Annotated in this window: 25 protein-coding genes (1 of these 25 running past the window's edge); 12 read left to right on the plus strand and 13 right to left on the minus strand. The window is 66.2% G+C overall.

Annotation, left to right across the window (positions count from 1 at the left end; all coding sequences use genetic code 11):
• Window positions 1-87 precede the first annotated feature (87 nt).
• Window positions 88-816 (minus strand): response regulator transcription factor, encoded by a 729-nt coding sequence (locus tag ACZ5TO_RS17085; protein ID WP_184145602.1) that lies wholly within the window; start codon window positions 814-816, stop codon window positions 88-90.
• Between the two features lie 315 nt (window positions 817-1,131).
• Here ACZ5TO_RS17085 and ACZ5TO_RS17090 point away from each other — a divergent pair, with 315 nt between their 5' ends.
• From ACZ5TO_RS17090 to ACZ5TO_RS17105, 4 genes are all read left to right on the plus strand, one after another.
• Window positions 1,132-2,742 carry a phosphoenolpyruvate carboxykinase gene (locus ACZ5TO_RS17090; protein WP_464798943.1) on the plus strand — a complete coding sequence of 537 codons (1,611 nt, stop codon included), beginning with the start codon at window positions 1,132-1,134 and terminating at the stop codon, window positions 2,740-2,742.
• Window positions 2,743-2,857: 115 nt separating this feature from the next.
• Window positions 2,858-3,292 (plus strand): alternative ribosome rescue aminoacyl-tRNA hydrolase ArfB, encoded by a 435-nt coding sequence (gene arfB / locus ACZ5TO_RS17095; protein WP_464798944.1) that lies wholly within the window; start codon window positions 2,858-2,860, stop codon window positions 3,290-3,292.
• A gap of 107 nt (window positions 3,293-3,399) precedes the next feature.
• Window positions 3,400-3,912 carry a peptidoglycan-binding protein LysM gene (gene lysM / locus ACZ5TO_RS17100; RefSeq protein ID WP_464798945.1) on the plus strand — a complete coding sequence of 171 codons (513 nt, stop codon included), beginning with the start codon at window positions 3,400-3,402 and terminating at the stop codon, window positions 3,910-3,912.
• The gene (locus ACZ5TO_RS17105) at window positions 3,913-4,536 is read left to right on the plus strand and encodes an alpha-ketoglutarate-dependent dioxygenase AlkB family protein (RefSeq protein ID WP_464798946.1); all 624 of its coding nucleotides are present in this window, start codon (window positions 3,913-3,915) and stop codon (window positions 4,534-4,536) included. It abuts the gene before it with no gap.
• A gap of 5 nt (window positions 4,537-4,541) precedes the next feature.
• On the opposite strand, the gene coaA is transcribed toward ACZ5TO_RS17105, so the two are convergent.
• From coaA to hisB, 7 genes are read right to left on the minus strand one after another with little or no spacing between them, the layout of a single operon-like run.
• Window positions 4,542-5,537 carry a type I pantothenate kinase gene (gene coaA, locus ACZ5TO_RS17110; RefSeq protein ID WP_184145597.1) on the minus strand — a complete coding sequence of 332 codons (996 nt, stop codon included), beginning with the start codon at window positions 5,535-5,537 and terminating at the stop codon, window positions 4,542-4,544.
• A complete protein-coding gene (locus tag ACZ5TO_RS17115; protein WP_184145596.1) occupies window positions 5,537-5,857 on the minus strand; it encodes a phosphoribosyl-ATP diphosphatase in 321 nt (106 codons plus the stop codon). The genes coaA and ACZ5TO_RS17115 overlap by 1 nt, the downstream gene beginning before the upstream one ends.
• Before the next feature lie 10 nt (window positions 5,858-5,867).
• Window positions 5,868-6,644, minus strand: a complete 777-nt coding sequence (hisF, locus tag ACZ5TO_RS17120) for an imidazole glycerol phosphate synthase subunit HisF (RefSeq protein WP_464798947.1) — start codon at window positions 6,642-6,644, stop codon at window positions 5,868-5,870.
• A complete protein-coding gene (gene hisA / locus ACZ5TO_RS17125; RefSeq protein ID WP_464798948.1) occupies window positions 6,641-7,375 on the minus strand; it encodes a 1-(5-phosphoribosyl)-5-[(5-phosphoribosylamino)methylideneamino]imidazole-4-carboxamide isomerase in 735 nt (244 codons plus the stop codon). The genes hisF and hisA overlap by 4 nt, the downstream gene beginning before the upstream one ends.
• A gap of 1 nt (window position 7,376) precedes the next feature.
• Window positions 7,377-8,018 carry an imidazole glycerol phosphate synthase subunit HisH gene (gene hisH, locus ACZ5TO_RS17130; RefSeq protein WP_464798949.1) on the minus strand — a complete coding sequence of 214 codons (642 nt, stop codon included), beginning with the start codon at window positions 8,016-8,018 and terminating at the stop codon, window positions 7,377-7,379.
• A complete protein-coding gene (locus ACZ5TO_RS17135; RefSeq protein ID WP_464798950.1) occupies window positions 8,019-8,489 on the minus strand; it encodes a DUF2628 domain-containing protein in 471 nt (156 codons plus the stop codon).
• A gap of 20 nt (window positions 8,490-8,509) precedes the next feature.
• On the minus strand, window positions 8,510-9,103 hold the full coding sequence (hisB, locus tag ACZ5TO_RS17140; RefSeq protein WP_184145591.1) for an imidazoleglycerol-phosphate dehydratase HisB: 594 nt from the start codon (window positions 9,101-9,103) through the stop codon (window positions 8,510-8,512).
• A gap of 172 nt (window positions 9,104-9,275) precedes the next feature.
• On the opposite strand from hisB, the gene hslV reads away from it, so the two are divergent.
• The 4 genes from hslV (at window position 9,276) to ACZ5TO_RS17160 (ending at window position 13,834) form a co-directional block, all read left to right on the plus strand.
• Entirely contained in the window at window positions 9,276-9,836 is a 561-nt protein-coding gene (gene hslV, locus ACZ5TO_RS17145; RefSeq protein WP_184145590.1) for an ATP-dependent protease subunit HslV, read from the plus strand.
• 109 nt (window positions 9,837-9,945) lie between these two features.
• Window positions 9,946-11,253, plus strand: a complete 1,308-nt coding sequence (gene hslU, locus ACZ5TO_RS17150; RefSeq protein ID WP_184145589.1) for an ATP-dependent protease ATPase subunit HslU — start codon at window positions 9,946-9,948, stop codon at window positions 11,251-11,253.
• Between the two features lie 170 nt (window positions 11,254-11,423).
• Window positions 11,424-12,371, plus strand: a complete 948-nt coding sequence (locus tag ACZ5TO_RS17155) for a DUF1402 family protein (RefSeq protein ID WP_184145588.1) — start codon at window positions 11,424-11,426, stop codon at window positions 12,369-12,371.
• 53 nt (window positions 12,372-12,424) lie between these two features.
• A complete protein-coding gene (locus tag ACZ5TO_RS17160) occupies window positions 12,425-13,834 on the plus strand; it encodes a cytochrome P450 (protein WP_464798951.1) in 1,410 nt (469 codons plus the stop codon).
• Here the strand turns inward: ACZ5TO_RS17160 and ACZ5TO_RS17165 are convergent.
• Entirely contained in the window at window positions 13,779-14,330 is a 552-nt protein-coding gene (locus tag ACZ5TO_RS17165; protein ID WP_464798952.1) for a hypothetical protein, read from the minus strand. The two genes, ACZ5TO_RS17160 and ACZ5TO_RS17165, sit on opposite strands and share 56 nt — an antisense overlap.
• Window positions 14,331-14,454: 124 nt before the next feature.
• Between ACZ5TO_RS17165 and ACZ5TO_RS17170 the strand changes: the two genes are divergently transcribed.
• The 3 genes from ACZ5TO_RS17170 to ACZ5TO_RS17180 all read left to right on the plus strand — a co-directional run bounded on the left by ACZ5TO_RS17170 (window position 14,455) and on the right by ACZ5TO_RS17180 (window position 19,908).
• Complete coding sequence (locus ACZ5TO_RS17170) at window positions 14,455-16,461, plus strand: hydantoinase/oxoprolinase N-terminal domain-containing protein (protein ID WP_464798953.1); 2,007 nt, start codon at window positions 14,455-14,457, stop codon at window positions 16,459-16,461.
• 126 nt (window positions 16,462-16,587) lie between these two features.
• Window positions 16,588-18,756, plus strand: a complete 2,169-nt coding sequence (locus tag ACZ5TO_RS17175) for a malate synthase G (RefSeq protein ID WP_464798954.1) — start codon at window positions 16,588-16,590, stop codon at window positions 18,754-18,756.
• Window positions 18,757-18,978: 222 nt separating this feature from the next.
• Window positions 18,979-19,908: an IS110 family RNA-guided transposase gene (locus ACZ5TO_RS17180; protein ID WP_464798050.1), complete on the plus strand. Its 930-nt coding sequence runs from the start codon at window positions 18,979-18,981 to the stop codon at window positions 19,906-19,908.
• A 201-nt stretch (window positions 19,909-20,109) separates the two neighbouring features.
• Here ACZ5TO_RS17180 and ACZ5TO_RS17185 read toward each other — a convergent pair whose 3' ends face one another.
• Entirely contained in the window at window positions 20,110-20,772 is a 663-nt protein-coding gene (locus ACZ5TO_RS17185) for a L,D-transpeptidase (RefSeq protein WP_184145583.1), read from the minus strand.
• Between the two features lie 373 nt (window positions 20,773-21,145).
• On the opposite strand from ACZ5TO_RS17185, the gene ACZ5TO_RS17190 reads away from it, so the two are divergent.
• Window positions 21,146-21,676, plus strand: a complete 531-nt coding sequence (locus ACZ5TO_RS17190; protein WP_464798955.1) for an MmcB family DNA repair protein — start codon at window positions 21,146-21,148, stop codon at window positions 21,674-21,676.
• Window positions 21,677-21,686: 10 nt separating this feature from the next.
• Here ACZ5TO_RS17190 and ACZ5TO_RS17195 read toward each other — a convergent pair whose 3' ends face one another.
• The 3 genes from ACZ5TO_RS17195 to hrpB form a co-directional block, all read right to left on the minus strand.
• On the minus strand, window positions 21,687-22,256 hold the full coding sequence (locus ACZ5TO_RS17195; protein ID WP_464798956.1) for an ActR/PrrA/RegA family redox response regulator transcription factor: 570 nt from the start codon (window positions 22,254-22,256) through the stop codon (window positions 21,687-21,689).
• 76 nt (window positions 22,257-22,332) lie between these two features.
• Window positions 22,333-23,634 (minus strand): ActS/PrrB/RegB family redox-sensitive histidine kinase, encoded by a 1,302-nt coding sequence (locus ACZ5TO_RS17200; RefSeq protein WP_464798957.1) that lies wholly within the window; start codon window positions 23,632-23,634, stop codon window positions 22,333-22,335.
• Window positions 23,635-23,652: 18 nt separating this feature from the next.
• Window positions 23,653-24,737 carry the 3' end of an ATP-dependent helicase HrpB gene (gene hrpB / locus ACZ5TO_RS17205; RefSeq protein ID WP_464798958.1) on the minus strand. Its footprint extends 1,384 nt past the window's final position, so 1,085 of the gene's 2,469 nt are visible here — the last part of the coding sequence; the start codon falls outside the window, past its right edge; it ends in the stop codon at window positions 23,653-23,655.

Below are 24,737 nucleotides of genomic sequence, written 5' to 3' on the forward strand. Positions count from 1 at the left end.
CAAGTGGGTTATCCTTCAAGCGGGCGGCAGCCGCCGCCGACCGCGGCATTGCACCCCCGCCGCGGTCCTTGCAAGAAAAATCGCGCCTCAGGCGGTCTCGCGGAAGCGGTAGCCGACGCCGTAGAGCGTTTCGATCATGTCGAAGTCGGTATCGACCATCTTGAACTTCTTGCGAAGCCGCTTGATGTGGCTGTCGATGGTGCGGTCGTCGACATAGACCTGTTCGTCATAGGCCGCGTCCATCAACGAATCGCGGCTCTTGACGACGCCGGGACGCTGGGCGAGCGAATGGAGGATGAGGAATTCGGTAACGGTCAGCGTCACCGGCTCGCCCTTCCAGGTGCAGGTATGGCGTTCCTGGTCCATGACGAGCTGGCCGCGCTCCAGCGAGCGCGCCGCCACTTCCCCCGCCTTCGCGCCGCCGGTGGCGGCCCCCGAGGCGGCGGCCTCGCGGTTCGAGGCCCGGCGCAGGATCGCCTTGACGCGCTCGACCAAGAGGCGCTGGGAGAACGGCTTGGTGATGAAGTCGTCGGCGCCCATCTTCAGGCCGAACAGCTCGTCGATCTCCTCGTCCTTCGAGGTGAGGAAGATGACCGGGATGTCCGACTTCTGGCGCAGCCGGCGCAGAAGCTCCATGCCATCCATGCGCGGCATCTTGATGTCGAAGATCGCAAGATGCGGCGGGCGGGCGAGAAGGCCGTCGAGCGCGGACGCGCCGTCCGTGTAGGTCTCGACCTTGTAGCCCTCCGCCTCAAGGGCGATCGACACGGATGTAAGGATATTCCGGTCGTCGTCTACGAGTGCGATCGTCTGCATCCTGCTTGTCTCCATATTCATAGGCGCCTTTCCCGACCTCGGATCCGAGTTCCTGTCCTGGAGGAATGATGCGCCTTCCCTGGGGGTAAAGGTGGAACAAATTGTGGCGAAGATAAAGGGAGACGTTTCAGGGCGGCTTTTCGAGTCACTTTTAAATCGATTATTCAACCGATTAAAAAAGTAAGACAAGTATTTAAATCGATTAATTAATTGATATCATTGCCTAATTTTGATTCCTCTCTTGTTTTTGCAACAATTGCGCATTAGCTTCCGCAAAACTTCACCGGGTCTTCGTCCACGGAGGAAAACTGGACCATGCAGGAACTTGGCGTTCGCAATCCCGCTCTCGGGCTCACCGAAATGGGCATCCACACCGACGGCACGGTCCGGTACAATTTTGCAGCGGAGGCCCTTTACGAAGAGGCGCTCGGCCGCGGCGAGGCCGTCAAGACCGCCCACGGCGCCCTTCGCGCGCTGACCGGCCAGCACACCGGCCGCTCGCCCAAGGACAAGTTCGTCGTTCGCGACGAAAACACCGACGGCGCCATCTGGTGGGACAACAACAAGGCCCTGTCGCGCGCGCATTTCGACGCGCTCCACGCCGACATGCTGGCCCATGCGGCCGGCCGCGACCTCTTCGTGCAGGACCTCGTCGGCGGCGCCGATGCGGACTATGCCCTGCCGACCCGCGTCGTCACGGAACTTGCCTGGCATTCGCTGTTCATCCGCAACCTGCTCATCCGCCCGGAAGAGAAGGACCTTGCCGGTTTCGCGCCGAAGCTCACCATCATCGACCTGCCGACCTTCAAGGCCGATCCTGCCCGCCACGGCGCGCGCACCGAGACGATGATCGCCTGCGACCTCACCCGCGGCATCGTGCTGATCGCCGGCACCTACTATGCCGGCGAGATGAAGAAATCGGTCTTCACGGTGCTCAACTGGCTGCTGCCGGCGGAAAAGGTCATGCCGATGCATTGCTCGGCCAATGTCGGCCCGGACGGCGACGCAGCCGTCTTCTTCGGCCTGTCCGGCACCGGCAAGACGACGCTCTCGGCCGACCCGAAGCGCACGCTGATCGGCGACGACGAGCACGGCTGGGGCGAAAACGGCATTTTCAACTTCGAGGGCGGCTGCTACGCCAAGACGATCCGCCTGTCGGCCGAGGCCGAGCCGGAAATCTACGCGACGACCCAGCGTTTCGGCACCGTGCTCGAAAACGTCGTGCTCGACGCTAGCGGCGTTCCGGACTTCAACGACGGTTCGCTGACGGAGAACACCCGCTGCGCCTATCCGCTGCACTTCATCCCGAATGCCAGCGAGACCGGCCGCGCGCCGCATCCCAGGACCATCATCATGCTGACGGCCGACGCCTTCGGCGTGATGCCGCCGATCGCCAAGCTCACGCCCGACCAGGCCATGTACCACTTCCTTTCCGGCTACACCGCCAAGGTCGCCGGCACGGAACGCGGCGTGACCGAGCCGGAAGCCACCTTCTCGACCTGCTTCGGCGCACCCTTCATGCCGCGCCACCCGACGGTCTACGGCAACCTCCTGAAGGAACTTATCGCCGGGCACGGCGTCGATTGCTGGCTGGTCAACACCGGCTGGACCGGCGGCGCCTACGGCGAGGGCCGCCGCATGCCGATCAAGGCGACGCGCACCCTGCTTGCCGCCGCTCTCGACGGGTCGCTCAAGGACGCGCTCTTCCGCCGCGACGACAATTTCGGCTTCCAGGTGCCGGTCTCGGTGCCGGGCGTCGACACGAAGATCCTCGATCCCCGCTCGACTTGGGCAAACGGTGCGGCCTATGACCGGCAAGCCCGCAAGCTGGTCGACATGTTCATCGCGAATTTCGAGAAGTTCGAGGACCATGTGGACGGCGGCGTGCGCGATGCCGCCCCGGGCCTGAAGATCGCCGCCGAGTAAGGTTTCGGTAATGATTCACGTGAAACCCGGTCTCCCTGAGGCCGGGTTTTTCGTTCCGGCGGACGGCTTCCCGTTTGCAGTCCGCCCCCCTAAAACGGCCGGGAAAGGAAATTCCATGGCCAGCGATCCTCTTTACGTCAGCGGCGCGATCACGATCGCCGGCTGGGAACTGACCGAGCAGTTCGTGCTGGCGGGCGGTCCCGGCGGGCAGAACGTCAACAAGGTCTCGACGGCGGTCCAGCTCTTCTTCGACCTGCGCAATTCGCCGTCGCTCAGCGAGCGCGTCAAGGCGAATGCGGAAAAGATTGCCGGCCGCAAGGTCTCCAAGGACGGTGTGCTGATGATCGAGGCGAACCGCTTCCGCAGCCAGGAGCGCAACCGCGAGGATGCGCGCGAGCGGCTGAAGGAACTGATCCTCAAGGCCGCAGAGCCGCCTCCGCCGCCGCGCCGCAAGACCAAGCCGACGAAAGGCTCGATCGAACGCCGGCTCAAGGCAAAATCCGGCCGGTCCGACGTCAAGCGCATGCGCGCCAAGCCGAACGGCGAATGACTGCCGCAACTTGGCCGTTTATGGATGGGAATGAAACGATGCCTTCCCTTTGCAGGAAGGCTCTGCTTTAGTCCGGAAAACGGATCAGGAAACCAGGGAGGTAAGCCATGGGTCTCTTCAGCTTCATCAAGAACGCCGGCAAGAAACTCGGCATCGGCGACGACGAGCCGCCGGAAGCCGAGGCGGTGAAGAAGGAACTCGATTCCTTCGATCTCGGCACCCAGAACGTCGAGGTCTCCGTCGACGGCGACAAATGCGTGCTGAAGGGAGTGGTGGCCGACCAGACGGCCTTCGAGAAGGCCGTCATCGCCGTCGGCAACACGCTCGGCATCTCCAAGGTGGAAGCCGCCGACCTCAAGGTCGTCGCGCCCGATTCCGGCCTCAAGCTCGGCCAGGCGGACATGACCGAGCTCGTCAAGGCCGCGACGCCCGCCAGGCAGCCGGTGCTCTACACCGTCAAGAAGGGCGACAACCTCTGGAAGATCGCCGAGGCCCACTACGGCAAGGGCAAGGGCGCCAAGCATACGGTGATTTTCGACGCCAACCGACCGATGCTTTCCCATCCGGACAAGATCTATCCCGGCCAGGTGCTGCGCATCCCGGATCTGGCGGAAGCGTAAGTGACACCGGCCGAGCGCGGCCTCGCCCCGGGGCTGCGCTACTTCCCGGACCGTTTCGACCGGGCGGCACAGGAGGCCCTCGTCGCCGCGATCCGCGCGGTTGTGGCCGAGGCGCCGCTCTTCATGCCGCGCATGCCGAAGACGGGAAAGCCCATGTCGGTCCGCATGACCAATTGCGGATCGCTCGGCTGGGTGACGGACAAGGACGGCGGATACCGCTACCAGCCGACGCATCCCGAAACCGGCCGCCCCTGGCCGGCCATTCCCGATCCGCTGCTCGCGCTGTGGGACGCGGTCTCCGGCTACGACAAGCCGCCGGAAGCCTGCCTTGTCAATTTCTACGATCCCGACGCGAAGATGGGCCTGCATCAGGACCGCGACGAGAATGAGTTCGCGGCACCCGTCGTCTCCGTCTCGCTCGGCGACCAGTGCCTGTTCCGCGTGGGTGGTGTTTCACGCAGCGACCCGACACGGTCCTTCCGCCTTTCGAGCGGCGACGTCTTCGTTTTCGGCGGGGAAAGCCGGCTGATCTTCCATGGCGTCGACCGGATCTATCCGGGCACCTCGACGCTTTTGAAGAACGGCGGGCGCATCAACCTCACGCTGCGCCGGGTCAATCCATAGCCGGCTCAGAGCTTGCGCAGGCCCACCGTCTCGATGAGGTGGTTGCGGCCCTTCTGCAGGATCAGGTCGGCGCGCGGGCGCGTCGGCAGGATGTTCTGGTGCAGGTTCTTCAGGTTGATGTTGTGCCAGAGGCCTTCGGCAATGGCCAGCGCCGCCGTCTCGCTGATCGTCGCATAGCGGTGGAAGTAGGAATCCGGGTTCTGGAAGGCCGTTTCGCGCAGGCGCATGAAACGCTCGACATACCAGTTGTGGATCTGCGTCTCTTCCGCGTCGATATAGATCGAGAAATCGAAGAAGTCCGAGACCATCGGCACGATCTTGCCGTCCGCCGGCAGGTCGCGCGATTGCAGGACGTTGATGCCCTCGAAGATCAGGATGTCCGGCCGGTCGACGGTGCGGAAGGTGTTCGGCAGCACGTCATAGGTCAGGTGCGAATAGACCGGCGCCTTGACGTCCTTCTTTCCGGCCTTGATGGCCGAGAGGAAGCGCAGCAGCGAGCCGATGTCGTAGCTCTCCGGAAAGCCCTTGCGGTCCATCATCTTCTCGCGCTGGAGCACGGCGTTCGGATAGAGGAAGCCGTCGGTCGTCACGAGATCGACCTTGGGGCTGGAAGGCCAGCGCGAGAGGAGTTCCATCAGGATGCGCGCCGTGGTCGACTTGCCGACGGCGACGGAGCCGGCGATGCCGATGACGAAGGGGGTCTTGGCCTCGTCGGAGAGGCTGAGGAACTGCTTCCTCTGCTCGAAGAGCATCTGCGAGGATTCGACGTGGGCCGAAAGCAGGCGCGAGAGCGAAAGATAGATGCGCCGCACCTCGTCGAGGTCGATCGGGTCGTTGAGGGAGCGCAGGCGCTGCACCTCGTTCTCCGTCAGCGTCAGCGGCGTGTCGGCCCGGAAATGCGCCCATTCCTCGGCCGAAAAGAAGCGGTAGGGGGAATAGTCGCGGTTGCCGTAATCGTCCGGAATATCCGCCTGGTCCTTGTCACGCACTGCCTGGATCATCAGCTCTTCCGGCTGGCCTTTTCCGCGATGCCCGATTGGCCCGTGCGTCTTTCCAGCTCTCCCAGCACATCTTGTAGCCGGATGCCGCCGATTTTCAATACGACCATCAGGTGATAGAGGAGGTCGGCGGCTTCGCCGGTCAGCGCCGCCCTGTCGTTCTCGATGGCCGCGATGACGGTCTCGACCGCCTCTTCGCCGAGTTTTTTCGCCGCCCGCGGCTGGCCGGCGGCGACAAGCTTGGCCGTCCAGCTTTCCGACGGGTCGGCCGCCGCGCGGGCCTCGACGATGCGCTCGAGATCGGCAAGGGTGAAATCGGTCATCGTGATCTCCTCAGTCGAGCCGCATGGCAATGCCGTGGTCGGCCATGTAGCGCTTGGCTTCGCCCACCGTATAAGTGCCGAAATGGAAGATCGAGGCGGCGAGAACCGCCGTCGCATGGCCGTCGCGCACGCCCTCGACGAGATGGTCGAGATTGCCGACGCCGCCGGACGCGATGACCGGCACGGACACGCGGTCGGCGATCGTGCGCGTCAGCGCGATGTCGTAGCCGCCCTTCTGGCCGTCGCGGTCCATGGAGGTGAGCAGCAGTTCGCCCGCCCCGCGCTCCACCATCTTCTCCGCGAAGGCGACGGCGTCGATGCCGGTCGGCTTGCGCCCGCCATGGGTGAAGATCTCCCAGCGGTCCTCTTCGCCTTCCTGCGAGACCTTCTTCGAATCGATCGAGACGACGATGCACTGGTTGCCGAACTTGTCGGCCGCTTCCGCCACGAAATCCGGATTGGCGACGGCGGCCGAGTTGATCGACACCTTGTCGGCCCCGGCAAGCAGGAGCTTGCGGATGTCGGCGACCGTGCGCACGCCGCCGCCGACGGTGAGCGGCATGAAGCAATGCTCCGCCGTGCGCGCCACGACGTCGAAGATCGTGTCGCGGTTGTCGGAAGAGGCGGTGATGTCGAGGAAGCAGAGTTCGTCAGCCCCGGCCGCATCGTAGGCCTTGGCCGATTCGACCGGATCGCCGGCATCGATAAGGTTGACGAAGCTGACGCCCTTGACGACGCGGCCGTCCTTCACGTCGAGGCAGGGGATGACGCGGGCCTTGAGGGTCATGCTGCCTCTCCCCGGATAAGGGCCAGCGCTTCGGCGGGATCGATGCGCCCGTCATAGAGCGCGCGGCCGGAGATGGCGCCTTCCAGCTTGCGGGCGTCGGGGGCGACGAGGCGGCGGATATCGTCCATCGAGGCAAGGCCGCCGGAGGCGATGACGGGGATGGAGACGGCGTTGGCAAGTTCCAGCGTCGAGGCCCAGTTGATGCCCGTCAGGATGCCGTCGCGGTCGATATCGGTGTAGATGATCGCGGCGACGCCCGCGCCTTCGAACTTCTTCGCAAGCTCGATCACGCCGAGCTCGGAGGCCTCCGCCCAGCCTTCGACGGCGACCTTGCCGCCCTTGGCGTCGATGCCGACGGCGACCCTGCCGGGGAATTCCTTGCAGGCCTCGATGACGAGTGCCGGGTCGCGCACGGCGACGGTGCCGAGGATGACGCGGGAAAGGCCGCGGGCAAGCCAGCTTTCGATATGCGCCAGCGTGCGGATGCCGCCGCCGAGCTGCACCGGGTTCCGCGTCGCCTTGAGGATGGCGTCGACGGCGGCGCCGTTGACGCTTTCCCCCGCGAAGGCGCCGTTGAGGTCGACGACGTGCAGCCATTCGAAGCCCTGGTCCTCGAAGGCTTTCGCCTGCGCGGCCGGGTCGGGATTGTAGACGGTGGCCTGGTCCATGTCGCCGAGTTTCAGGCGAACACACTGGCCGTCCTTCAGGTCGATGGCGGGAAAGAGGATCATGTCAGGGGTTCCAGCGCAGGAAATTGGTGATGAGGGAAAGGCCGAGCGTCTGGCTCTTTTCCGGATGGAACTGCGCGCCGGCCTTGTTCTCCCGGGCGACGAAGGCCGTCATCGGCCCGCCATAGTCGACGGTCGCGACCACGTCTTCCGGTTTTTTGGCGGCGAGGTGATAGGAATGCACGAAATAGGCGTGCAGCGTTTCCGGGATGCCGTCGAAGAGCGGGTGGGCGCGCTTGCGGTCGAGCGTGTTCCAGCCGATCTGCGGGATCTTCAGGGTGGGATCGTTCGGCGACATCAGGACGACGTCGCCTTCGATCCAGCCAAGGCCCTCGGTCACGGTCTTTTCCAGCCCGCGCGAGGACATGAGCTGCATGCCGACGCAGATGCCGAGGAAGGGGCGGGCCTTCTTCTCGACCGTCTCGCGCAGCGCCTCCACCATCCCGGGCACGGCATCGAGGCCGCGGCGGCAGTCGGCATAGGCGCCGACGCCGGGCAGCACGATCCGGTCGGCGGTTGCGACGCGCTCGGCCTTGTCGGTGAGGTCGATTTCGGCCGGAATGCCGGCCTCGCGGGCGGCGCGCTCGAAGGCCTTGGTGGCCGAGCGCAGGTTGCCCGAGCCGTAGTCGATGATTGCAACGCGCATCTAGCGTCCTTCCTTGAAACCGACGAGGCCGAGCATGGGAGCGTGCCGGCGCGGGGAGGTTTCGGATGCCGGCAGAAGGGCGCGCTCGCGCGCCTCCGCCTCGCCGGCCGGGGTTTCCATGTCGTAAATCTCTTCGGCGGTCCCGCGGTCCCCGGCGGCAATCACCGCATCCACCGTCCAGCCGCGGCGGGTGAGGGTGGCCACGACCATCGAGGGGCCTTCGAGGGCGACGAGACTATGGGTGGCAAGGCAGAGGCCGGCGCCCGCAAGGCCGAAGGCCGGATGGCCGGCAGCGGCAAGGCCGAGCGCCTGGACGGCGAAGGCGAGTGCGGCGGCGAGCCATGCCCGGTGCCAGAGCAGCCAGAGGACCGGCAGGAGAAAGGCGATCCAGGAGAAACGGTCGCGGACGAAGCGGGCTCTTTCGTCTCCGGGCCTGCCGCCCGGCGGTATCAGAACGAGGAACGTGGCCATGACGGCCTCCAGCTATGCCCTCAGGCCAGCGAACCCTTCGTCGAGGGAACGCGGCCCGCCTGGCGGGGATCGATCTCGGTCGCGGTGCGCAGCACGCGTGCGACGGCCTTGAAGCAGGTCTCCGAGATATGATGGTTGTTCGCGCCGTAGATGTTCTGGATATGCAGCGTGATGCCGGCATGCTGGGCGAGCGCGTTGAAGAATTCGCGCACCAACTCCGTGTCGAAGGTGCCGATCTTGGGCGCCGAGAAGGCGACGTTCCACACGAGGAACGGCCGGCCGGAGACATCCACCGCGGCGCGCGTCATCGTCTCGTCCATGGCAAGGTCGAGCGAGGCGTAGCGGGTGATGCCGCGCCGGTCGCCGAGCGCCTTCGCGATGGCCTGGCCGATGGCGATACCGGTGTCCTCGACGGTGTGGTGATCGTCGACGTGAAGGTCGCCCTCGGTCCTGATCTCCATGTCGATGAGCGAATGGCGCGAGAGCTGGTCGAGCATATGGTCGAAGAAGCCGACGCCCGTCGAAATCGTCGACGTGCCGGTGCCGTCGATGTCGACGGTGACCGAAACGGAGGTCTCGTTGGTCTTGCGCGAAACGCTGGCTGTGCGGCTCATCGGTTTCCCTTGGGGTTTCTCCGGCAATTTAACCGCCGCTCCTTAACAGGGCCGCCGCGAAAAGGCCAGTGTCTCCACCCGTTTGCAATTGCGCAAGCGCTGCTTACATAGGAACCGACGACGCCGCCGCGCCGGCGGCAACCGGCCCGATCGGGCCCCAGAGGTCTATCGAATGAGTGAACACAATCCTTACGCTTCCATGCACGCCACGACGATCATCACCGTCCGCAAGGACGGCAAGGTGGTGATGGCGGGCGACGGCCAGGTGAGCCTTGGCCAGACGGTGATGAAGGGCAATGCGCGCAAGGTCCGCCGCCTTGCCAAGGGCGACGTGATCGCCGGCTTTGCCGGTGCCACCGCCGATGCCTTCACGCTGCTCGAACGGCTCGAAGCCAAGCTCGAGCAATATCCCGACCAGTTGATGCGCGCCGCCGTGGAGCTTGCCAAGGACTGGCGGACCGACCGGTACCTGCGCCGCCTCGAAGCCATGATGCTGGTCGCCGACAAGTCGGTCACGCTGGCGCTCACCGGCAACGGCGACGTGCTGGAGCCGGAACACGGCACCATGGCGATCGGCTCGGGCGGCAACTATGCCTATGCTGCGGCCCGCGCGCTGATGGACACCGACAAGTCGGCCGAGGAGATCGCGCGCAGGGCCATGCAGATCGCCGGCGACATCTGCGTCTACACCAACCAGAATGTCGTGGTGGAGACGCTGGACGCCGACCGCTGAGCCCGTCCGGTCCGTGCCTTCGGGCGGACCGGCGGACAGGACGAACAATCAGAACGGGACGGCCCGGCGCTGACCATGGCCCGGGACCGTTGCCAGAAACGGAAAATCCATGTCGAACTTTTCCCCCCGCGAGATCGTCTCCGAACTCGACCGCTTCATCATCGGCCAGCACGATGCCAAGCGCGCTGTCGCCATCGCGCTGCGCAACCGCTGGCGCCGTCACCAGCTCGAGCCGGACCTGCGCGACGAGGTGATGCCGAAGAACATCCTGATGATCGGCCCCACCGGCGTCGGCAAGACGGAGATCTCCCGCCGCCTTGCGAAACTTGCCGGTGCGCCCTTCGTCAAGGTCGAGGCCACCAAGTTCACCGAGGTCGGCTATGTCGGCCGCGACGTCGAGCAGATCGTGCGCGACCTCGTCGAGGTCGGCATCGGCCTCGTGCGCGAGAAGAAGCGCACCGAGGTGACGGCCAAGGCCCACATGAACGCCGAGGAACGGGTGCTCGACGCCCTCGTCGGCGCCACCGCCTCGCCGGCGACGCGCGACAGTTTCCGCAAGAAGCTGCGGGGCAACGAGCTCGACGACAAGGAGATCGAGATCGACGTCGCCGATACCGGCGGTATGCCCGGCGGCTTCGAGATCCCCGGCATGCCGGGCGCCAATATCGGCGTGCTCAACCTGTCCGAGATGTTCGGCAAGGCGATGGGCGGGCGCACGAAGAAGGTCAAGACCACCGTCAAGGACAGCTACAAGCTCCTGATCGACGACGAATCCGACAAGCTGCTCGACAACGAGCAGATCCAGCGCGAGGCGATCCGCTCGGCCGAGAACGACGGCATCGTCTTCATCGACGAGATCGACAAGATCGCCGCGCGCGACGGCGGCATGGGCGCGGGCGTCTCCCGCGAGGGCGTGCAGCGCGACCTCCTGCCGCTCGTCGAGGGCACGACGGTCGCCACGAAATACGGGCCGGTGAAGACGGACCATATCCTCTTCATCGCCTCGGGCGCCTTCCATGTCTCCAAGCCCTCGGACCTCCTGCCGGAATTGCAGGGCCGCCTGCCGATCCGCGTCGAGCTGCGCGCGCTGACGAAGGAGGACTTCCGCCGCATCCTGACGGAGACGGAAGCAAGCCTCATCCGCCAGTACAAGGCGCTGATGGCGACGGAGAATGTCGATCTGGACTTCACCGAGGACGGCATCGATGCGCTTGCCGACGTTGCCGTGCAGCTCAATGCCAGCGTCGAGAATATCGGCGCGCGGCGTCTCCAGACGGTGATGGAGCGCGTGCTCGACGAGATCTCCTTCGAGGCGCCGGACAAGGGCGGCAACCGGCTCGTCGTCGATGCCGAATATGTGCGCCAGCATGTCGGCGCGCTCGCGGCCAACACCGACCTTTCGCGCTATATCCTGTGACCTTTCCGCACCGGCGGCCCGCTTTGCGGCCGCCGGTGCCGGATTTTTGATGGCGTGGCCTCTCGACAGGAAAGGCCGCGCGGCCTAGGCCTTTGCCGCGCCCGGCATCATTCCGACACGATTGTCCGGCATCGCCATCGCCGACCTTTTGACCAGACGGAACCGGAACCGTGCGACAGCTCCTTTCTGCGCTTGCCCTTGCAGCCGCCCTCCTGATCCAGAGCCAGACCGCGGCGCTGGCGGTCGACGTGGTGCCCGCCGGCAACCGCAATGCCGAGCAGCCGGCCATCCCCGGTGCCTCCGTGCGCCGCACCAAGGCGGGCAGGACCTCCTTCGACGCGAAATACGAGAAGGTGCGCGACCTCCTGGCCAACGACCGGCAGCTCACCGGCAAGATCAAGTCGGTCGCCGGAAAGTACGGCATCGATCCGATCCACATGGTCGGCGCCATCGTCGGCGAGCACACCTACAATGTGGACGCCTACGACCGGCTGCAGAGCTATTATGTGAAGGCGGCGTCCTACACCGGCAATTTCCGCTTCGCCTATGACGGCGAATCGATCGGCGATTTCCTCGCCCGGCCCGAATTTGCCGCCTGCGCCGGCAAGAAGGGGTCCTATGCGCTGTGGACCTGCCGCGAAGGCGTCTGGAACCGGACGTTCCGCGGCCACAGCGTCGGCGGCACGTCCTTCCCGGACAACCGCTTCAGCGCCGTGTTCTTCCAGCCGTTCTATGCCGGCCAGACCTTCGGCCTCGGCCAGATCAACCCGCTGACGGCGCTGACGCTGACCGACGACGTCGCCCGCATCTCCGGCTACGACCGGCTCGACGAGAACGACGCGGCGGGCGTCTACCAGGCGATCATGGATCCCGACACGTCACTTGCCTACATGGCCGCCGCGATACGCCGCTCGATCGATGCCTACCGGAAGATCGCCGGCGTCGACATCTCGAAGAATCCCGGCCTGACGGCGACGCTCTACAATATCGGCAATCCCGATGCGCGTGCGGCTGCCTTTGCCGCGCGCCGCGCGGCCGGCGAGGCGACCTGGCCGGAAGAGAACTATTACGGCTGGCTGATCAACGACAAGCTGGAAGAGCTCCGCTCGCTGCTCTAACTTCCGCCTTCCTGCCGGTGCACGCTTGGCGCATCGGTCGAAAGGAGAAGACGATGGATGTGCGCCCCGAGCCCTTCGAGCCGCCGGCCCCGGTCCCGCGCACGGTGCCGCCGTCGAAGCTCGAGATCATCCGCACGGTGTTCCGCAATCCGCTGGAGCTGTGGGGCGAGCCCTCCTACACGCTGCCCTGGATCATGACGAGCTTCTTCACGGAGAAGACGCTGATCGTCAACGATCCCGGCCTCATCCGGCATGTGCTGGTCGACAATGCCGCCAACTACAAGATGGCCGTGGTGCGCCAGCTCGTGCTGCGGCCGATCCTGCGCGACGGGCTGCTGACGGCGGAAGGCGCGGTCTGGCGCCGCTCGCGCAAGGCCGTCGCACCGATCTTCACGCCGCGCCACGCGAGGGGCTTCGCCCACCAGATGCTGGCCCAGTCGCAGTCCTATGCCGAAAAATACGAGGGCGCGGAGGGAAGGACCTTCGACATCGGCAACGACATGACGGAGCTTGCCTTCGCCATCCTCTCCGAGACGCTGTTTTCCGGCGAGATCGCCACCGAATCGAACAGCTTTGCCGACGACGTCGACGATCTCCTGCATACGATGGGCCGCGTCGACCCGATGGATCTCCTGCGCGCGCCCGGCTGGGTGCCGCGCCTCACGCGTCTCGGCGGCATGCGGGTGCTCGCCAAATTCCGCCGCATCGTGCGCAACACGATGGACATGCGCCGTGCCCGCCTCGATGCGGACGGCGAGAACGCGCCGGCCGATTTCCTGACCCTTCTGCTGAAAGCCGCAGGCCCCGACGGTCTTACCGTCGAGGAGGTGGAGGACAATATCCTCACCTTCATCGGCGCCGGTCACGAGACGACGGCCCGCGCGCTCGCCTGGACGCTCTTTTGCGTCGCCAACAGCCCGCATGTGCGCGACGCGATGGAAGAGGAGATCGACGGGGTGCTCGAAAGCGGCGCCGATCCGGTGGACTGGCTCGACCGGATGCCCTGGACGCGCGCCGCCTTCGAGGAGGCGCTCCGGCTCTATCCGCCGGCCCCCTCGATCAACCGCGCGGCCATTGCCGACGATGTCTGGACCAGCCCCTCCGGCGAGACGGTGGAGATCCCGAAGGACGTCACCATCCTCGTCATGCCCTGGACGCTGCACCGGCATCAGGCGCTGTGGCACAAGCCCCGCGCCTTCATGCCGGAACGCTTCCTGCCGGAAAACCGCGATGCCATCCATCGCTTTCAGTACCTGCCCTTCGGCGCGGGCCCGCGCATCTGCATCGGCGCGACCTTCGCCATGCAGGAGGCGATCATCGCGCTCGGCGTGCTGATGCACCGCTTCCGCTTCGACATGACGGAGGAGACGCGCCCCTGGCCGGTGCAGCGCCTGACGACGCAGCCGGCTAACGGGCTGGCGTTGAGGGTGACGGCTCGTCGGCCCGCTTCTTCGATTTCTTGATGGTCCTGATCGCCGCGCAGGTCGCTTCGGGGTTCCTGCACGGCTGGTAGACGACGATCTCGCTGCCGCTGCCGTCGTCCCAGACCGCCTGCACGGCGACGGTCTTCGCCTCGCCGGGCTTAAGGCCGAGATAGAGCCAGTTCTGCGTATCGTCGGAGGGCAGGTTGAAGGGCAGCTCCGGGTCGCATGCGGCAAGCGGGAAGCGCTTGTCGAGCGTATCGTCGTTGATCGAGTAGCGGATTTCCGACAGCCGGCAATGCATGGTCTGCAGCGCCGTGAAATAGATGAGCTGCCGGCCGGCGAAGCTGCGGAACTGCACCCAGCCCGTCTGCTTGTTGGCGTCCAGCATCGCCTTGTAGATGGAGACGGCCGGGATCTGCGCCCTGTACTGCTCTTCGCCCTCTTCCTCGGCATGGGCGGGCAGGATGCAGGCGAGAAACGCCGCACCCAGCAGGCCCATTGCCGCAAGCGGCTTTCGGTCGCGCAGATCGTTCACGGAAAGTTCCTCGCTCTTCACCGCAGATGTCGCCGTTGGAACGGTGGCAATCGGCCTGGACATGCAATAACACAATTGTAGACCCGCCTTGAAAAGAGACGGCGGGACCTCCGGAAGAATTCTCGTGGCAGACCATTTATTACTCGGCATCGATACCGGCGGCACCTATACGGACGCCGTGCTCTACAGCGAAACGGTGGGCGTCGTCGCCCGCGCCAAGGCCCTCACCACCCGTCACGATCTTGCCGTCGGTATTTCCGGCGCGGTCGAGGCGGTGCTTTCGCAGGCGGCCGTGCCCGTCTCCGCCATCGGCCTCGTCTCCCTTTCGACGACGCTCGCCACCAACGCGCTGGTGGAAGGGCAGGGCGGCCGGGCCGGGTTGGTGATGATCGGCTTTGCGCCGGACGATCTCAGGCGCGACGGACTTGGCGAGGCGCTCGGCAACGATCCGGTGCTGTTCCTTCCCGGCGGCCATGACGTGCACGGCACCGAAACGCCGCTCGACATGACGGCGCTCGAGGAAGCCCTGCCGACCCTGTCACAGACCGTCTCCTCCTTTGCCGTCGCCGGCTATTTCGCCGTGCGCAACCCGGCGCACGAGGAAGCGGTGCGCGACCGTATCCGCGCGGTCTCCGGGCTTCCCGTCACCTGCAGCCATGAGCTTTCCTCGCGGCTCGGCGGCCCGCGCCGCGCGCTGACGACGCTGCTCAATGCCCGCCTCGTCTCGATGATCGACCGGCTGATCGGCGCCTGCGAGGACTTCCTGGACCGCCGCGGCATCCATGTGCCGATGATGGTGGTGCGCGGCGACGGTGCGCTGATCTCCGCAGCCGAAGCGCGGCGCCGGCCCATCGAGACGATCCTGTCCGGCCCGGCGGCAAGCCTCGTCGGCGCGCGCCACCTGACAGGGCTCGACGCCGCCGTCGTCTCCGACATCGGCGGCACGACCACGGACGTGGCGGTGCTCGACGGCGGGCGGCCGAAGCTCGATGCGGACGGCGCCGTCGTCGGCGGCTACCGCACCATGGTGGAAGCCGTCGCCATGCGCACCTTCGGCCTCGGCGGCGATTCGGAAGTGCGCATCGACGACCGCGGCCTTGCGGCGAGGATCGATCTCGGCCCGCGCCGCTTCATGCCGCTCAGCCTTGCCTCGGCGCTGCATCCGGAGGCCATCGTGCCCGTGCTGGAGCGCCAGTTGCGCGCGCCGCATCTCGGCCGTTACGACGGGCGTTTCGCCGTGCGCACCGGCGTGCCGGAGCGTCTGGCAAGCGGCCTCCAGCCGCATGAGCAGGCGCTCTATGAGAAGATCGGCGCCGTTCCGCTGCCGCTGGACCGGCTGCTGGTCAGCACGCTGCAGCGCGTCACGCTCGACCGCCTCGTCGCGCGCGGCCTCGTCCATATCTGCGCCGTCACGCCGTCCGACGCCATGCATGTGCTCGGCGGGCAGGGGCAATGGGATGCGGTCGCGGCCCGCCTCGGCATCGAGATCGCCGCCCGCTCCAAGGACGGTTCCGGTCATCCGGTCGCCGACGGGCCGGAAACGATGGCCCGCCTCATCGTCGACCGGCTCACCCGCCAGTCGGCCGATGCGGTCCTTTCCGCCTGTCTTGCCGATGACGGGGTAGGGGCGATCGATCCCACCAATTCCGTTTCCGTCGACCATGCGCTGCATCGGGTGGAGGGCATCGTACGCTTCTCCATCGCGCTCGACCGGCCGCTCGTCGGCCTCGGCGCGTCGGCGCCGGTCTATTATCCGGCAATCGCCGCGATGCTGGGCGCCGAGCCGGCCATTCCGGCCGATGCCGGCGTCGCCAATGCCGTCGGCGCTGTGGTCGGCCAGGTGCGCTCCGTCGTCACGACCTTCGTGACCATGCCGGAGGAGGACGTCTTCGTCGTTGCCGGCGGGGGAGAGAGCGTGCGGTTTCCAGAGGAGGCCGAAGCCTTCTCCGTCGCAAGGGAACGGGCGATGGCCGCGGCGCTCGCCTCGGCCCGCGCGAGCGGCGCGGACGAGCCGGTCGTCACCCTGTCGGAGGAAATCGACGCGCCGGAGATCAAAGGTCATCGCAAGCTCATCGAGGCCCGTTTCCGGGCAACGGCAAGCGGCCGGCCGCGTATTGCGGAAGAGGCATAAGTACGATTTTATCCCGGTCGGAATAAATTCTTTATGCTAATGCCGAATTGACTATGCGTGAAAGCTCCGGAAAGTGGGACCATTCGGGATACTCCCCCTTCGTCCCGCCATTCGGAGCCTTTTCAAATGACCTATACCGAAAAAGCCGGTCTTTCGATCGACAGCGCCCTTTACGATTTCCTCGTCAATGAGGCCCTTCCCGGCGCCGGCGTGGATGCCGAGCGCTATTTCGCCGATTTCTCCGCCATCGTGCACGACCTCGCGCCGGAAAACCGCGCGCTGCTGGCAAAGCGCGACACGCTGCAGGAAAAGATCGACGCCTGGTATCGCAAGAACGGCGCGCCGTCCGACATGGCGGCCTACGAGGCGTTCCTGCGCGAGATCGGCTATCTCCTGCCGGAAGGGGGCGAGGTCAAGGTGACGACGCAGAACGTCGACCCGGAAATCGCCGTCGTCGCCGGCCCGCAGCTCGTCGTTCCGGTCATGAACGCGCGCTATGCGCTGAACGCGGCCAATGCGCGCTGGGGCTCGCTCTACGATGCGCTTTACGGCACGGACGCCATTGCGGAAACGGACGGCGCTGAAAAGGGCAAGGGCTACAACCCCAGGCGCGGCGCCAAGGTCATCGCCTGGGCACGCGCCTTCCTCGACGAGAGCGCGCCGCTCGCCGGCGCCTCCTGGCGCGATGCGGCGGGTCTTTCCGTCGACGGCGGCAAGCTGGTCGTCGCGCTCACGGGCGGCGGCAAGACCGGCCTTGCTGAGGAGGCGAAGTTCGCCGGCTATCTCGGCGATGCCGCCGCGCCGACGCATGTCCTCCTGCGCAACAACGGCCTGCATATCGAGATCCGCATCGACGCCTCGACGCCGACCGGCAAGGACGACGCGGCGCACATCTCCGACGTCGTGATCGAATCGGCCCTGACGACGATCATGGACTGCGAGGATTCCGTCGCCGCCGTCGATGCCGAGGACAAGGTCGTCGTCTACCGCAACTGGCTCGGCCTGATGAAGGGGGACCTTTCCGAGGAGGTCGTGAAGGGCGGCAAGACCTTCACGCGCAAGCTCAATCCCGACCGGGAATACACCGCGCCGGACGGCTCGACCTTCACGCTGCGCTGCCGCTCGCTGATGCTGGTGCGCAATGTGGGCCACCTGATGACCAATCCGGCGATCCGCGACCGCGACGGCAACGAGGTGCCGGAAGGCATCATGGACGCGATGGTCACGGCGCTGATCGCCCTTTACGACGTCGGCCCGAACGGCCGCCGCAAGAACTCGCCCGCCGGCTCCATGTATGTCGTCAAGCCCAAGATGCACGGGCCGGAAGAGGTCGCCTTCGCTTCCAAGCTCTTCGGCCGCGTCGAGGCCGCCGTCGGCATGGCGCCGAACACGATGAAGATGGGCATCATGGACGAGGAGCGCCGCACGACGGTCAACCTCAAGGAGGCGATCCGTGCGGCCAAGGACCGCGTCGTCTTCATCAATACCGGCTTCCTCGACCGCACGGGCGACGAGATCCACACCTCGATGGAAGCGGGCCCGATGATCCGCAAGGGCGACATGAAGCAGGCCGCCTGGATTTCCGCCTACGAGAACTGGAACGTCGATATCGGCCTCGAATGCGGCCTTTCCGGCCATGCGCAGATCGGCAAGGGCATGTGGGCCATGCCCGACCTGATGGCCGCCATGCTGGAGCAGAAGATCGCCCATCCGAAGGCCGGCGCCAACACCGCCTGGGTGCCGTCCCCGACGGCGGCGACGCTGCATGCGACGCACTACCACAAGGTCGATGTCGCCGCCGTGCAGGCCTCGCTGCGCTCGCGCCCGCGCGCGAAGCTGTCGGACATCCTGTCGGTGCCGGTCGCCGTGCGCCCGAACTGGACGCCGGAGGAGATCCAGCGCGAGCTCGACAACAATGCGCAGGGCATCCTCGGCTATGTCGTGCGCTGGATCGACCAGGGCGTCGGCTGCTCCAAGGTGCCGGACATCAACAATGTCGGCCTGATGGAAGACCGTGCGACGCTGCGCATTTCCGCCCAGCACATGGCGAACTGGCTGCACCACGGTGTCGTCACGGAAGCCCAGATCGTCGAGACGATGAAGCGCATGGCCGCGGTGGTCGACGGCCAGAATGCCGGCGACCCGCTCTACCGCCCGATGGCCGGCCATTTCGACACGTCGATCGCCTTCAAGGCCGCCCTCGACCTCGTGCTCAAGGGCCGCGAGCAGCCGAACGGCTACACCGAGCCGGTCCTGCACCGCCGCCGGCTGGAGCTGAAGGCTGCCGAGGGCTGAAAGAGTAGCTGCCCCTCATCCGCCTGCCGGCACCTTTGTAACTTCCCTTTGCCCGGGATTGGCGTTGTACTGCCGATTGCGGTGGCGGATGAGAGACCGCAGCACCTTTGGGACACCAAGCCCGTGGGAGAGCCTGGGTCTTCATCCGCCGTTCCATCGAACCCGAACAGTCGCCAGGGCCGCTCGCGCATGCGAAGCCCGCTTAGGCAAGGATGGGACAGGATGGACGTGATCGTTGGCATTGATGTTTCGAAGGACCGGCTGGATGTGCATGTTCTTCCGGCCGGTGACAGTTTCCTTGTCGGCAACGACCATGCCGGCGTGGATGGACTGATCACCCGGCTGCGAGAGGCAAAGGCCGATGTCGTGGCGCTGGAAGCGACCGGCGGTTACGAGATGCTTGCGGCTGCGGGCCTGTCATCGGCCGGCCTTGCCGTTGTCGTGGTCAATCCGGCGCAGGTTCGTTCCTATGCCAATGCGCTGGGCAAACGTGCCAAGACCGACCCGATCGACGCGGCGGTGATCGCAGCCTTCGTGGCGGCGACGAAACCGGATATCCGGCCGTTGCGCGATGAGGAGAGTGAAGCCTTCTCGGCCATCGTGTCGCGCCGCCGCCAGATCGTGCAGATGATCACGGCGGAAGAGAACCGGGCACGGATGGCGCAGACGAAGGAGACACAGAAGAGCATCAAGCGCCTGCTTGCCGCGCTCCGGCACGAACTTGCAAGCCTGGACGACGAGCTCGACGGCCGTATTCGCAAGTCGCCCTTGTGGCGGGTGCGCGAGGCGCTTCTGACGTCTGTGCCGGGTGTCGGGCCGACCACCGCCCGCACGCTGATTGCCGAGATGCCCGAACTCGGCACGCTCGATCGGCGCCAGATCGCCTCACTGGCGGGGATCGCGCCGTTCACGCGGCAATCGGGCAAATGGCGAGGCAGGAGCTTCATCGGCGGCGGTCGCGGCAAGGTGCGCGCCGTGCTCTTCATGGCCGCCCTCGTGGCGTCCCGTCACAACCCGGTCCTCAAGGCTTTCCGCGACAGGCTCGTGGCTGCCGGCAAGCCGAAGATCGTCGCCATCGTCGCGACAATGCGAAAACTCCTCACCATCCTCAACGCAATCATCCGCGACGGTAAACCATGGAAAAACGCTTGACCACAAAGACAGTCGCTCTCCCCGCAAGCGGGGCGAAGGGACGTGCCGCACGGCCTCGCGAATTTAGGGAAGCCTTCGCTCCATCCTCCTTCTCCCCGCTTGCGGGGAGAAGGTCGCGGCAGCGGGATGAGGGGCATCGCACCAAAGCATAAGGCCGCCGGAGTGACCGGCGGCCTTATGAACGATAGCGTTGCCGTCCGCTTACTGCTGGACGATGACGCGGGCATCGTGGCCGGGGCGCACGCGCTTGTAGAGGTCGATGATGTCCTGGTTCATCAGGCGGATGCAGCCCGAGGAGGCGGCCGTGCCGATGGAGGCCCATTCCGGCGTGCCGTGCAGGCGGAAGAGCGTATCCTGGCCCTTGTCGTTGAAGAGATACATGGCGCGCGCGCCGAGCGGGTTCTTCAGGCCCGGGCCCATGCCGTCCTTGACGTAGCGGGCGACGTCGGGCTTGCGGTCCGCCATTTCCTTCGGCGGGTGCCAGGTCGGCCATTCCTGCTTCCAGGCGATATAGGCCTCGCCCTGCCATGCAAAGCCGGACTTGCCGACGCCGATGCCGTAGCGCACGGCCTTGCCGCCGGGCAGCACGTAGTAAAGGAAGCGGTTCGGCGTGTTGACGATGATCGTGCCGGGCTTTTCCTTGGTCGCGTAATCGACGATCTGGCGGTGGAACTTGGTGTTCACCTTGTTGATCGGGATCGCCGGCAGGGCGTAGCCGTTGTCCTCAACAGGGCCGTATTCCGATGTGAAGATGGCATTCGTCGCCACCTTTTCGCCCGGAAGGGAGGTCGAAGAGGAAGAGCAACCGGCGAGCGTGACGGCCGCAGCGAGGCCGCACAGAAGGAGGGCATTGCGGAAGCGCATGAGATTCTCTTGATAAGGAATTAAGAAGTTCCGTGACGCAGAACTTTCATCGATCATGGTTTATTTTCGATTAAACCGATCAATGCAAGCGCGTGCGCTGCGGCATGGGCTTGCGTTGAAGCAAAAAGCCGGGGAAGTGTTTTTTTGCAACAGCAATGCCCGGCCGCCTGCCGCTTCTCGCCGCGCCCGATCCATGCCAAGCACGCCGCCGCCGGCCGTTCAATGGCCTTGCCGCCCGCCGGCCCGAAGCCGCACAGGAAGCTTGCCGCGCGGTTAATAGAGTCTTGAACGCCGAGCTTGCCGCCGCCCGTCCTTAACTTTTGCCCGGCCGCTGGCCCGTTTCGCGATAGAATGCGATTCGCCGAGGTTTCCCATGACGATCGTTTCGCTCCACAACGACAATCCGCTGATCGACGGCCGCCAGTCCGACCGCGCCATGATGGTGCGCCGCGGCGTGCAGCGCATGCTGATGGAGATGCGCCATGCCGTGCTGCCGGAACTGACGCTGGCGAGCGGCCGGCGCGCCGACCTCATCAGCCTTTCCGACAAGGGCGAGGTCTGGATCGTCGAGATCAAGACGTCGATCGAGGATTTTCGCGTGGACCGCAAATGGCCGGACTATCGCCGCCACTCGGACCGCCTGTTCTTCGCCACGCACAAGGACGTGCCGCTCGACATCTTCCCGGAAGATTGCGGCCTCATCCTCTCCGACGGCTACGGCGCGCACATCATCCGCGAGGCGCCCGAGCACAAGCTGCCGGCGCCGACGCGCAAGGCCGTGACCTTCGCCTTCGCCCGTGTTGCCGCGGGCCGGCTGCTGTTTGCCGAATTCTCGATGGATGCCCGGCGCGACGGCCCGGATATCTCGGCCATCGTCTCCGGCCGGCGCGACGAGCCGGCCTGATCGGGCCCCGTTACTTCGGTGCGCGCTTGGCGAGGATGCGCTGGAGCGTGCGGCGGTGCATGTTGAGGCGGCGGGCCGTCTCGGAGACGTTGCGGTCGCACATCTCGTAGACGCGCTGGATATGCTCCCAGCGCACGCGGTCGGCCGACATCGGGTTTTCCGGCAGTTCCACCTTCTCGCCCGGCCGCTGCGTCAGCGCGGCGAAGATGTCGTCGGCGTCCGCCGGCTTGGCGAGGTAGTCGACCGCGCCGAGCTTCACGGCGTTCACGGCCGTCGCGATATTGCCGTAGCCGGTCAGCATGATGATGCGCGTGTCGTCACGGCGCTGGCGGATGGCGGCGATGACGTCGAGGCCGCTGCCGTCGCCGAGCCGAAGGTCCACGACCGCGTATTTCGGTGGGGTGGTCTTGGCCTTGGCGATGCCCTCGGCGACCGATTCGGCCGTGTCGACGGCAAAGCCGCGCGTCTCCATGGCGCGCGCAAGGCGGCGCAGGAACGGTCCGTCGTCATCGACGAGGAGAAGCGAGGGATCCGGCCCGATTTCGTCGGCGGCCGTATGCGGTTCGGTATTTTCTGCCATTGTCATCTTCCGCGGCGGATTTTCGTCCATTCTTGATCGGGATCAGCTTATCGCCCTTTACATAGGGCGGGTAAAGTCATTTTGCGCCCCTGGCTTCCATGCGCGCCCGCGGCCAATCGACTGAGACGCGCGCGCCCGGCCGGTCGCCGGTGCGGTTGCCGAAGGTCAGTTTCGCGCCCGAGCGCTCCAGCAGCGTCTTGGCGATGAAGAGGCCGAGGCCGAGGCCCCCGGCCCGGTCGTCCTTCTGGCGCCGCGTGACATAGGGATCGCCGATGCGCTGGAGGATATCGGCCGCATAGCCGTCGCCGTCGTCCTCGATGACGATGCTGACGCGCTCCGGCGTGTGGCTGACGGTGACGGTCACTTCCTCGCGGGCATGGTCGACGGCGTTTTCCAGCAGGTTGCCGAGACCGTAGAGGATGCCGGGATTGCGGTTGCCGACCGGCTCGTTCTCCCGCTCGCCGTTTTCCACGAGGTTGAGGCGGATGCCGAATTCGCGGTGCGGCGCCAGCACTTCTTCCATCAGCGAGGAGAGCGGCAGCACGCGCATGTGCGCCTCCTCCTCGGTGGAGAGCGTGGTGAGCCGGCGCAGGATGTCGCGGCAGCGTTCGCTCTGGCTGCGCAGGAGCTGCACGTCCTCTCGGAAGCGGTCGTCGCTGCCGAGCTCGCGCTCCATCTCGCGCGCGACGACGCTGATCGTGGCGAGCGGCGTGCCGAGCTCGTGCGCGGCGGCGGCCGCCAGCCCGTCGAGCTGCGAAAGGTGCTTTTCGCGCTGGAGGATGAGTTCCGTCGCCTGCAGCGCGTTGGAAAGCTCGGTCGCCTCGCGCGAGACGCGGTAGGAATAGAAGGCGGCGAAGGCCGTGGTCGAGACGATGGCGAACCAGAAACCGGCCGTCAGGATCGGCGGGACGACGAGCAGCGTGCCGGGAAACCACGGCAGGGGAAACGGCGTGAAGGCAAGGGCGGTGATGCCCATGAAGGAAAGGAAGCCGAGCGGCAGGCTGAGGCGGATCGGCTGCAGCGAGGAGGAGATGATCACCGGCACGCAGACGAGCGGCGCGAAGGGATTGGCAAGGCCGCCGGTAATGAAGAGCAGCGCCGTCAACTGGCAGAGGTCGAAGGCGAGCAGCAGGAAGGCCGACGTCGGCGTCAGCCGGTGGGCCGGCGGAAAGCGCATGGCGAGGAAGAAGTTCACCGCCGCCAGCAGCGCGATCAGCACCGCCGCCGGCAGCCAGGGCAGGGGAAATTTCAGCCACAGCGCGACGACGAGGACGCTGATCGTCTGCCCGGCCACTGCCAGCCAGCGCAGGCGGATGAGCGTTTCGAGGCGCAGGCGCCGGCCGGTGCCCTCGAAGTCGATGTCCTGATAGCCCGTCATCTCTCGCCCTTTCGTTGATCAGGTGCCGCGCGGCTTGGCGCGCGTGGTCGGCATGGCCGCGGCCGGGTCTTCCGGCCAGGGGTGTTTCGGATAGCGCCCGCGCATGTCCGCCCGCACGTCCCGCCACGAACCCGCCCAGAAGCCCGGCAGGTCCCGCGTCGTCTGGATGAGCCGGTGCGCCGGCGAGAGCAGCTCCAGCAGCAGCGGCAGGCGTCCGCCCGCGACGGCCGGGTGCTGTTTCAGCCCGAAGAGCTCCTGCACGCGGATCGCCAGCACCGGCTCCTCGCCGTCGTAGCGGATCGGATGGCGCTGGCCCGTCGGCGCCTCGAAATGGGTGGGCGCGAGGCGGGCGAGATCGCGCTGCGCCTCGTAGGGCACCAGCGCCATCAGCCCCTCGTGAAGGCTTGCGGCGGAAACATCGTCGAGGCCGCGCGTGTTCTCCTGGAACGGCACGAACCAGTCGCCGAGCCGCGCCAGCAGTGCCGCCTCGCTCGTATCCGGCCAAGGCTCGCCGATCGAGCGGTGAAGGAAACCGATGCGGTCGCGCAACTGCGCCGCCTCGCGCGAGAAGGAGAGGGCCTGCAGGCCGAGCTGGCGCACGCCGTCGGCAAGCGCCGCGGCCGCCTTCGGCCCGGCCGGCCGGGGCAGCGGTGTCTCCTCCAGGATCATCGCGCCGAGCCGGACGACGCGGCGCGCCCGCACCTGCCGGCTCGCCCGGTCGAAGACGCACTGGTCCTCGCGCACGATATTGTCCGCAAGGCCGGCTTCCACCGCCGCGCGGTCGATCTCGGCGGCGGCAAGGATGCGCTGGCGTCCGGCCTGTCCGGTGAGGTCGGCGACGACGATCATCTCGGCGCCGGCCAGCCGCTCGGTCTCCGGTAGCTCGGCGCCGCGCCCGTTGGCCATGACGAAGCGCCCCCGCCCGCCGCGCTGCAGGGCGACGCGGTCCGGAAAGGCATGCATCAGCAATGCGCCGGGCGCGCTTGCTGATGCGGATGCCGACTTGCCGAAGCCGTCCGCCATGCGTTGCGCCAGCCGCCGCGCCGCCTCGGCCCGCTCGCCGCGCTCGCCGGTAAAGCGCCGCAGTCGCTCCTCTATATCGA

Source organism: Shinella sp. Sh6, assembly GCF_055392685.1.

Excerpts from the sequence above, each read along its gene's own strand:
- ACZ5TO_RS17085 (WP_184145602.1), bottom strand. The coding sequence starts at position 816 with ATGCAGACGATCGCACTCGTAGACGACGACCGGAATATCCTTACATCC.
- ACZ5TO_RS17090 (WP_464798943.1), top strand. The coding sequence starts at position 1,132 with ATGCAGGAACTTGGCGTTCGCAATCCCGCTCTCGGGCTCACCGAAATG.
- arfB (WP_464798944.1), top strand. The coding sequence starts at position 2,858 with ATGGCCAGCGATCCTCTTTACGTCAGCGGCGCGATCACGATCGCCGGC.
- lysM (WP_464798945.1), top strand. The coding sequence starts at position 3,400 with ATGGGTCTCTTCAGCTTCATCAAGAACGCCGGCAAGAAACTCGGCATC.
- coaA (WP_184145597.1), bottom strand. The coding sequence starts at position 5,537 with ATGATCCAGGCAGTGCGTGACAAGGACCAGGCGGATATTCCGGACGAT.
- ACZ5TO_RS17115 (WP_184145596.1), bottom strand. The coding sequence starts at position 5,857 with ATGACCGATTTCACCCTTGCCGATCTCGAGCGCATCGTCGAGGCCCGC.
- hisF (WP_464798947.1), bottom strand. The coding sequence starts at position 6,644 with ATGACCCTCAAGGCCCGCGTCATCCCCTGCCTCGACGTGAAGGACGGC.
- hisA (WP_464798948.1), bottom strand. The coding sequence starts at position 7,375 with ATGATCCTCTTTCCCGCCATCGACCTGAAGGACGGCCAGTGTGTTCGC.
- hisH (WP_464798949.1), bottom strand. The coding sequence starts at position 8,018 with ATGCGCGTTGCAATCATCGACTACGGCTCGGGCAACCTGCGCTCGGCC.
- ACZ5TO_RS17135 (WP_464798950.1), bottom strand. The coding sequence starts at position 8,489 with ATGGCCACGTTCCTCGTTCTGATACCGCCGGGCGGCAGGCCCGGAGAC.
- hisB (WP_184145591.1), bottom strand. The coding sequence starts at position 9,103 with ATGAGCCGCACAGCCAGCGTTTCGCGCAAGACCAACGAGACCTCCGTT.
- hslV (WP_184145590.1), top strand. The coding sequence starts at position 9,276 with ATGAGTGAACACAATCCTTACGCTTCCATGCACGCCACGACGATCATC.
- hslU (WP_184145589.1), top strand. The coding sequence starts at position 9,946 with ATGTCGAACTTTTCCCCCCGCGAGATCGTCTCCGAACTCGACCGCTTC.
- ACZ5TO_RS17160 (WP_464798951.1), top strand. The coding sequence starts at position 12,425 with ATGGATGTGCGCCCCGAGCCCTTCGAGCCGCCGGCCCCGGTCCCGCGC.
- ACZ5TO_RS17175 (WP_464798954.1), top strand. The coding sequence starts at position 16,588 with ATGACCTATACCGAAAAAGCCGGTCTTTCGATCGACAGCGCCCTTTAC.
- ACZ5TO_RS17180 (WP_464798050.1), top strand. The coding sequence starts at position 18,979 with ATGGACGTGATCGTTGGCATTGATGTTTCGAAGGACCGGCTGGATGTG.
- ACZ5TO_RS17185 (WP_184145583.1), bottom strand. The coding sequence starts at position 20,772 with ATGCGCTTCCGCAATGCCCTCCTTCTGTGCGGCCTCGCTGCGGCCGTC.
- ACZ5TO_RS17190 (WP_464798955.1), top strand. The coding sequence starts at position 21,146 with ATGACGATCGTTTCGCTCCACAACGACAATCCGCTGATCGACGGCCGC.
- ACZ5TO_RS17195 (WP_464798956.1), bottom strand. The coding sequence starts at position 22,256 with ATGGCAGAAAATACCGAACCGCATACGGCCGCCGACGAAATCGGGCCG.
- ACZ5TO_RS17200 (WP_464798957.1), bottom strand. The coding sequence starts at position 23,634 with ATGACGGGCTATCAGGACATCGACTTCGAGGGCACCGGCCGGCGCCTG.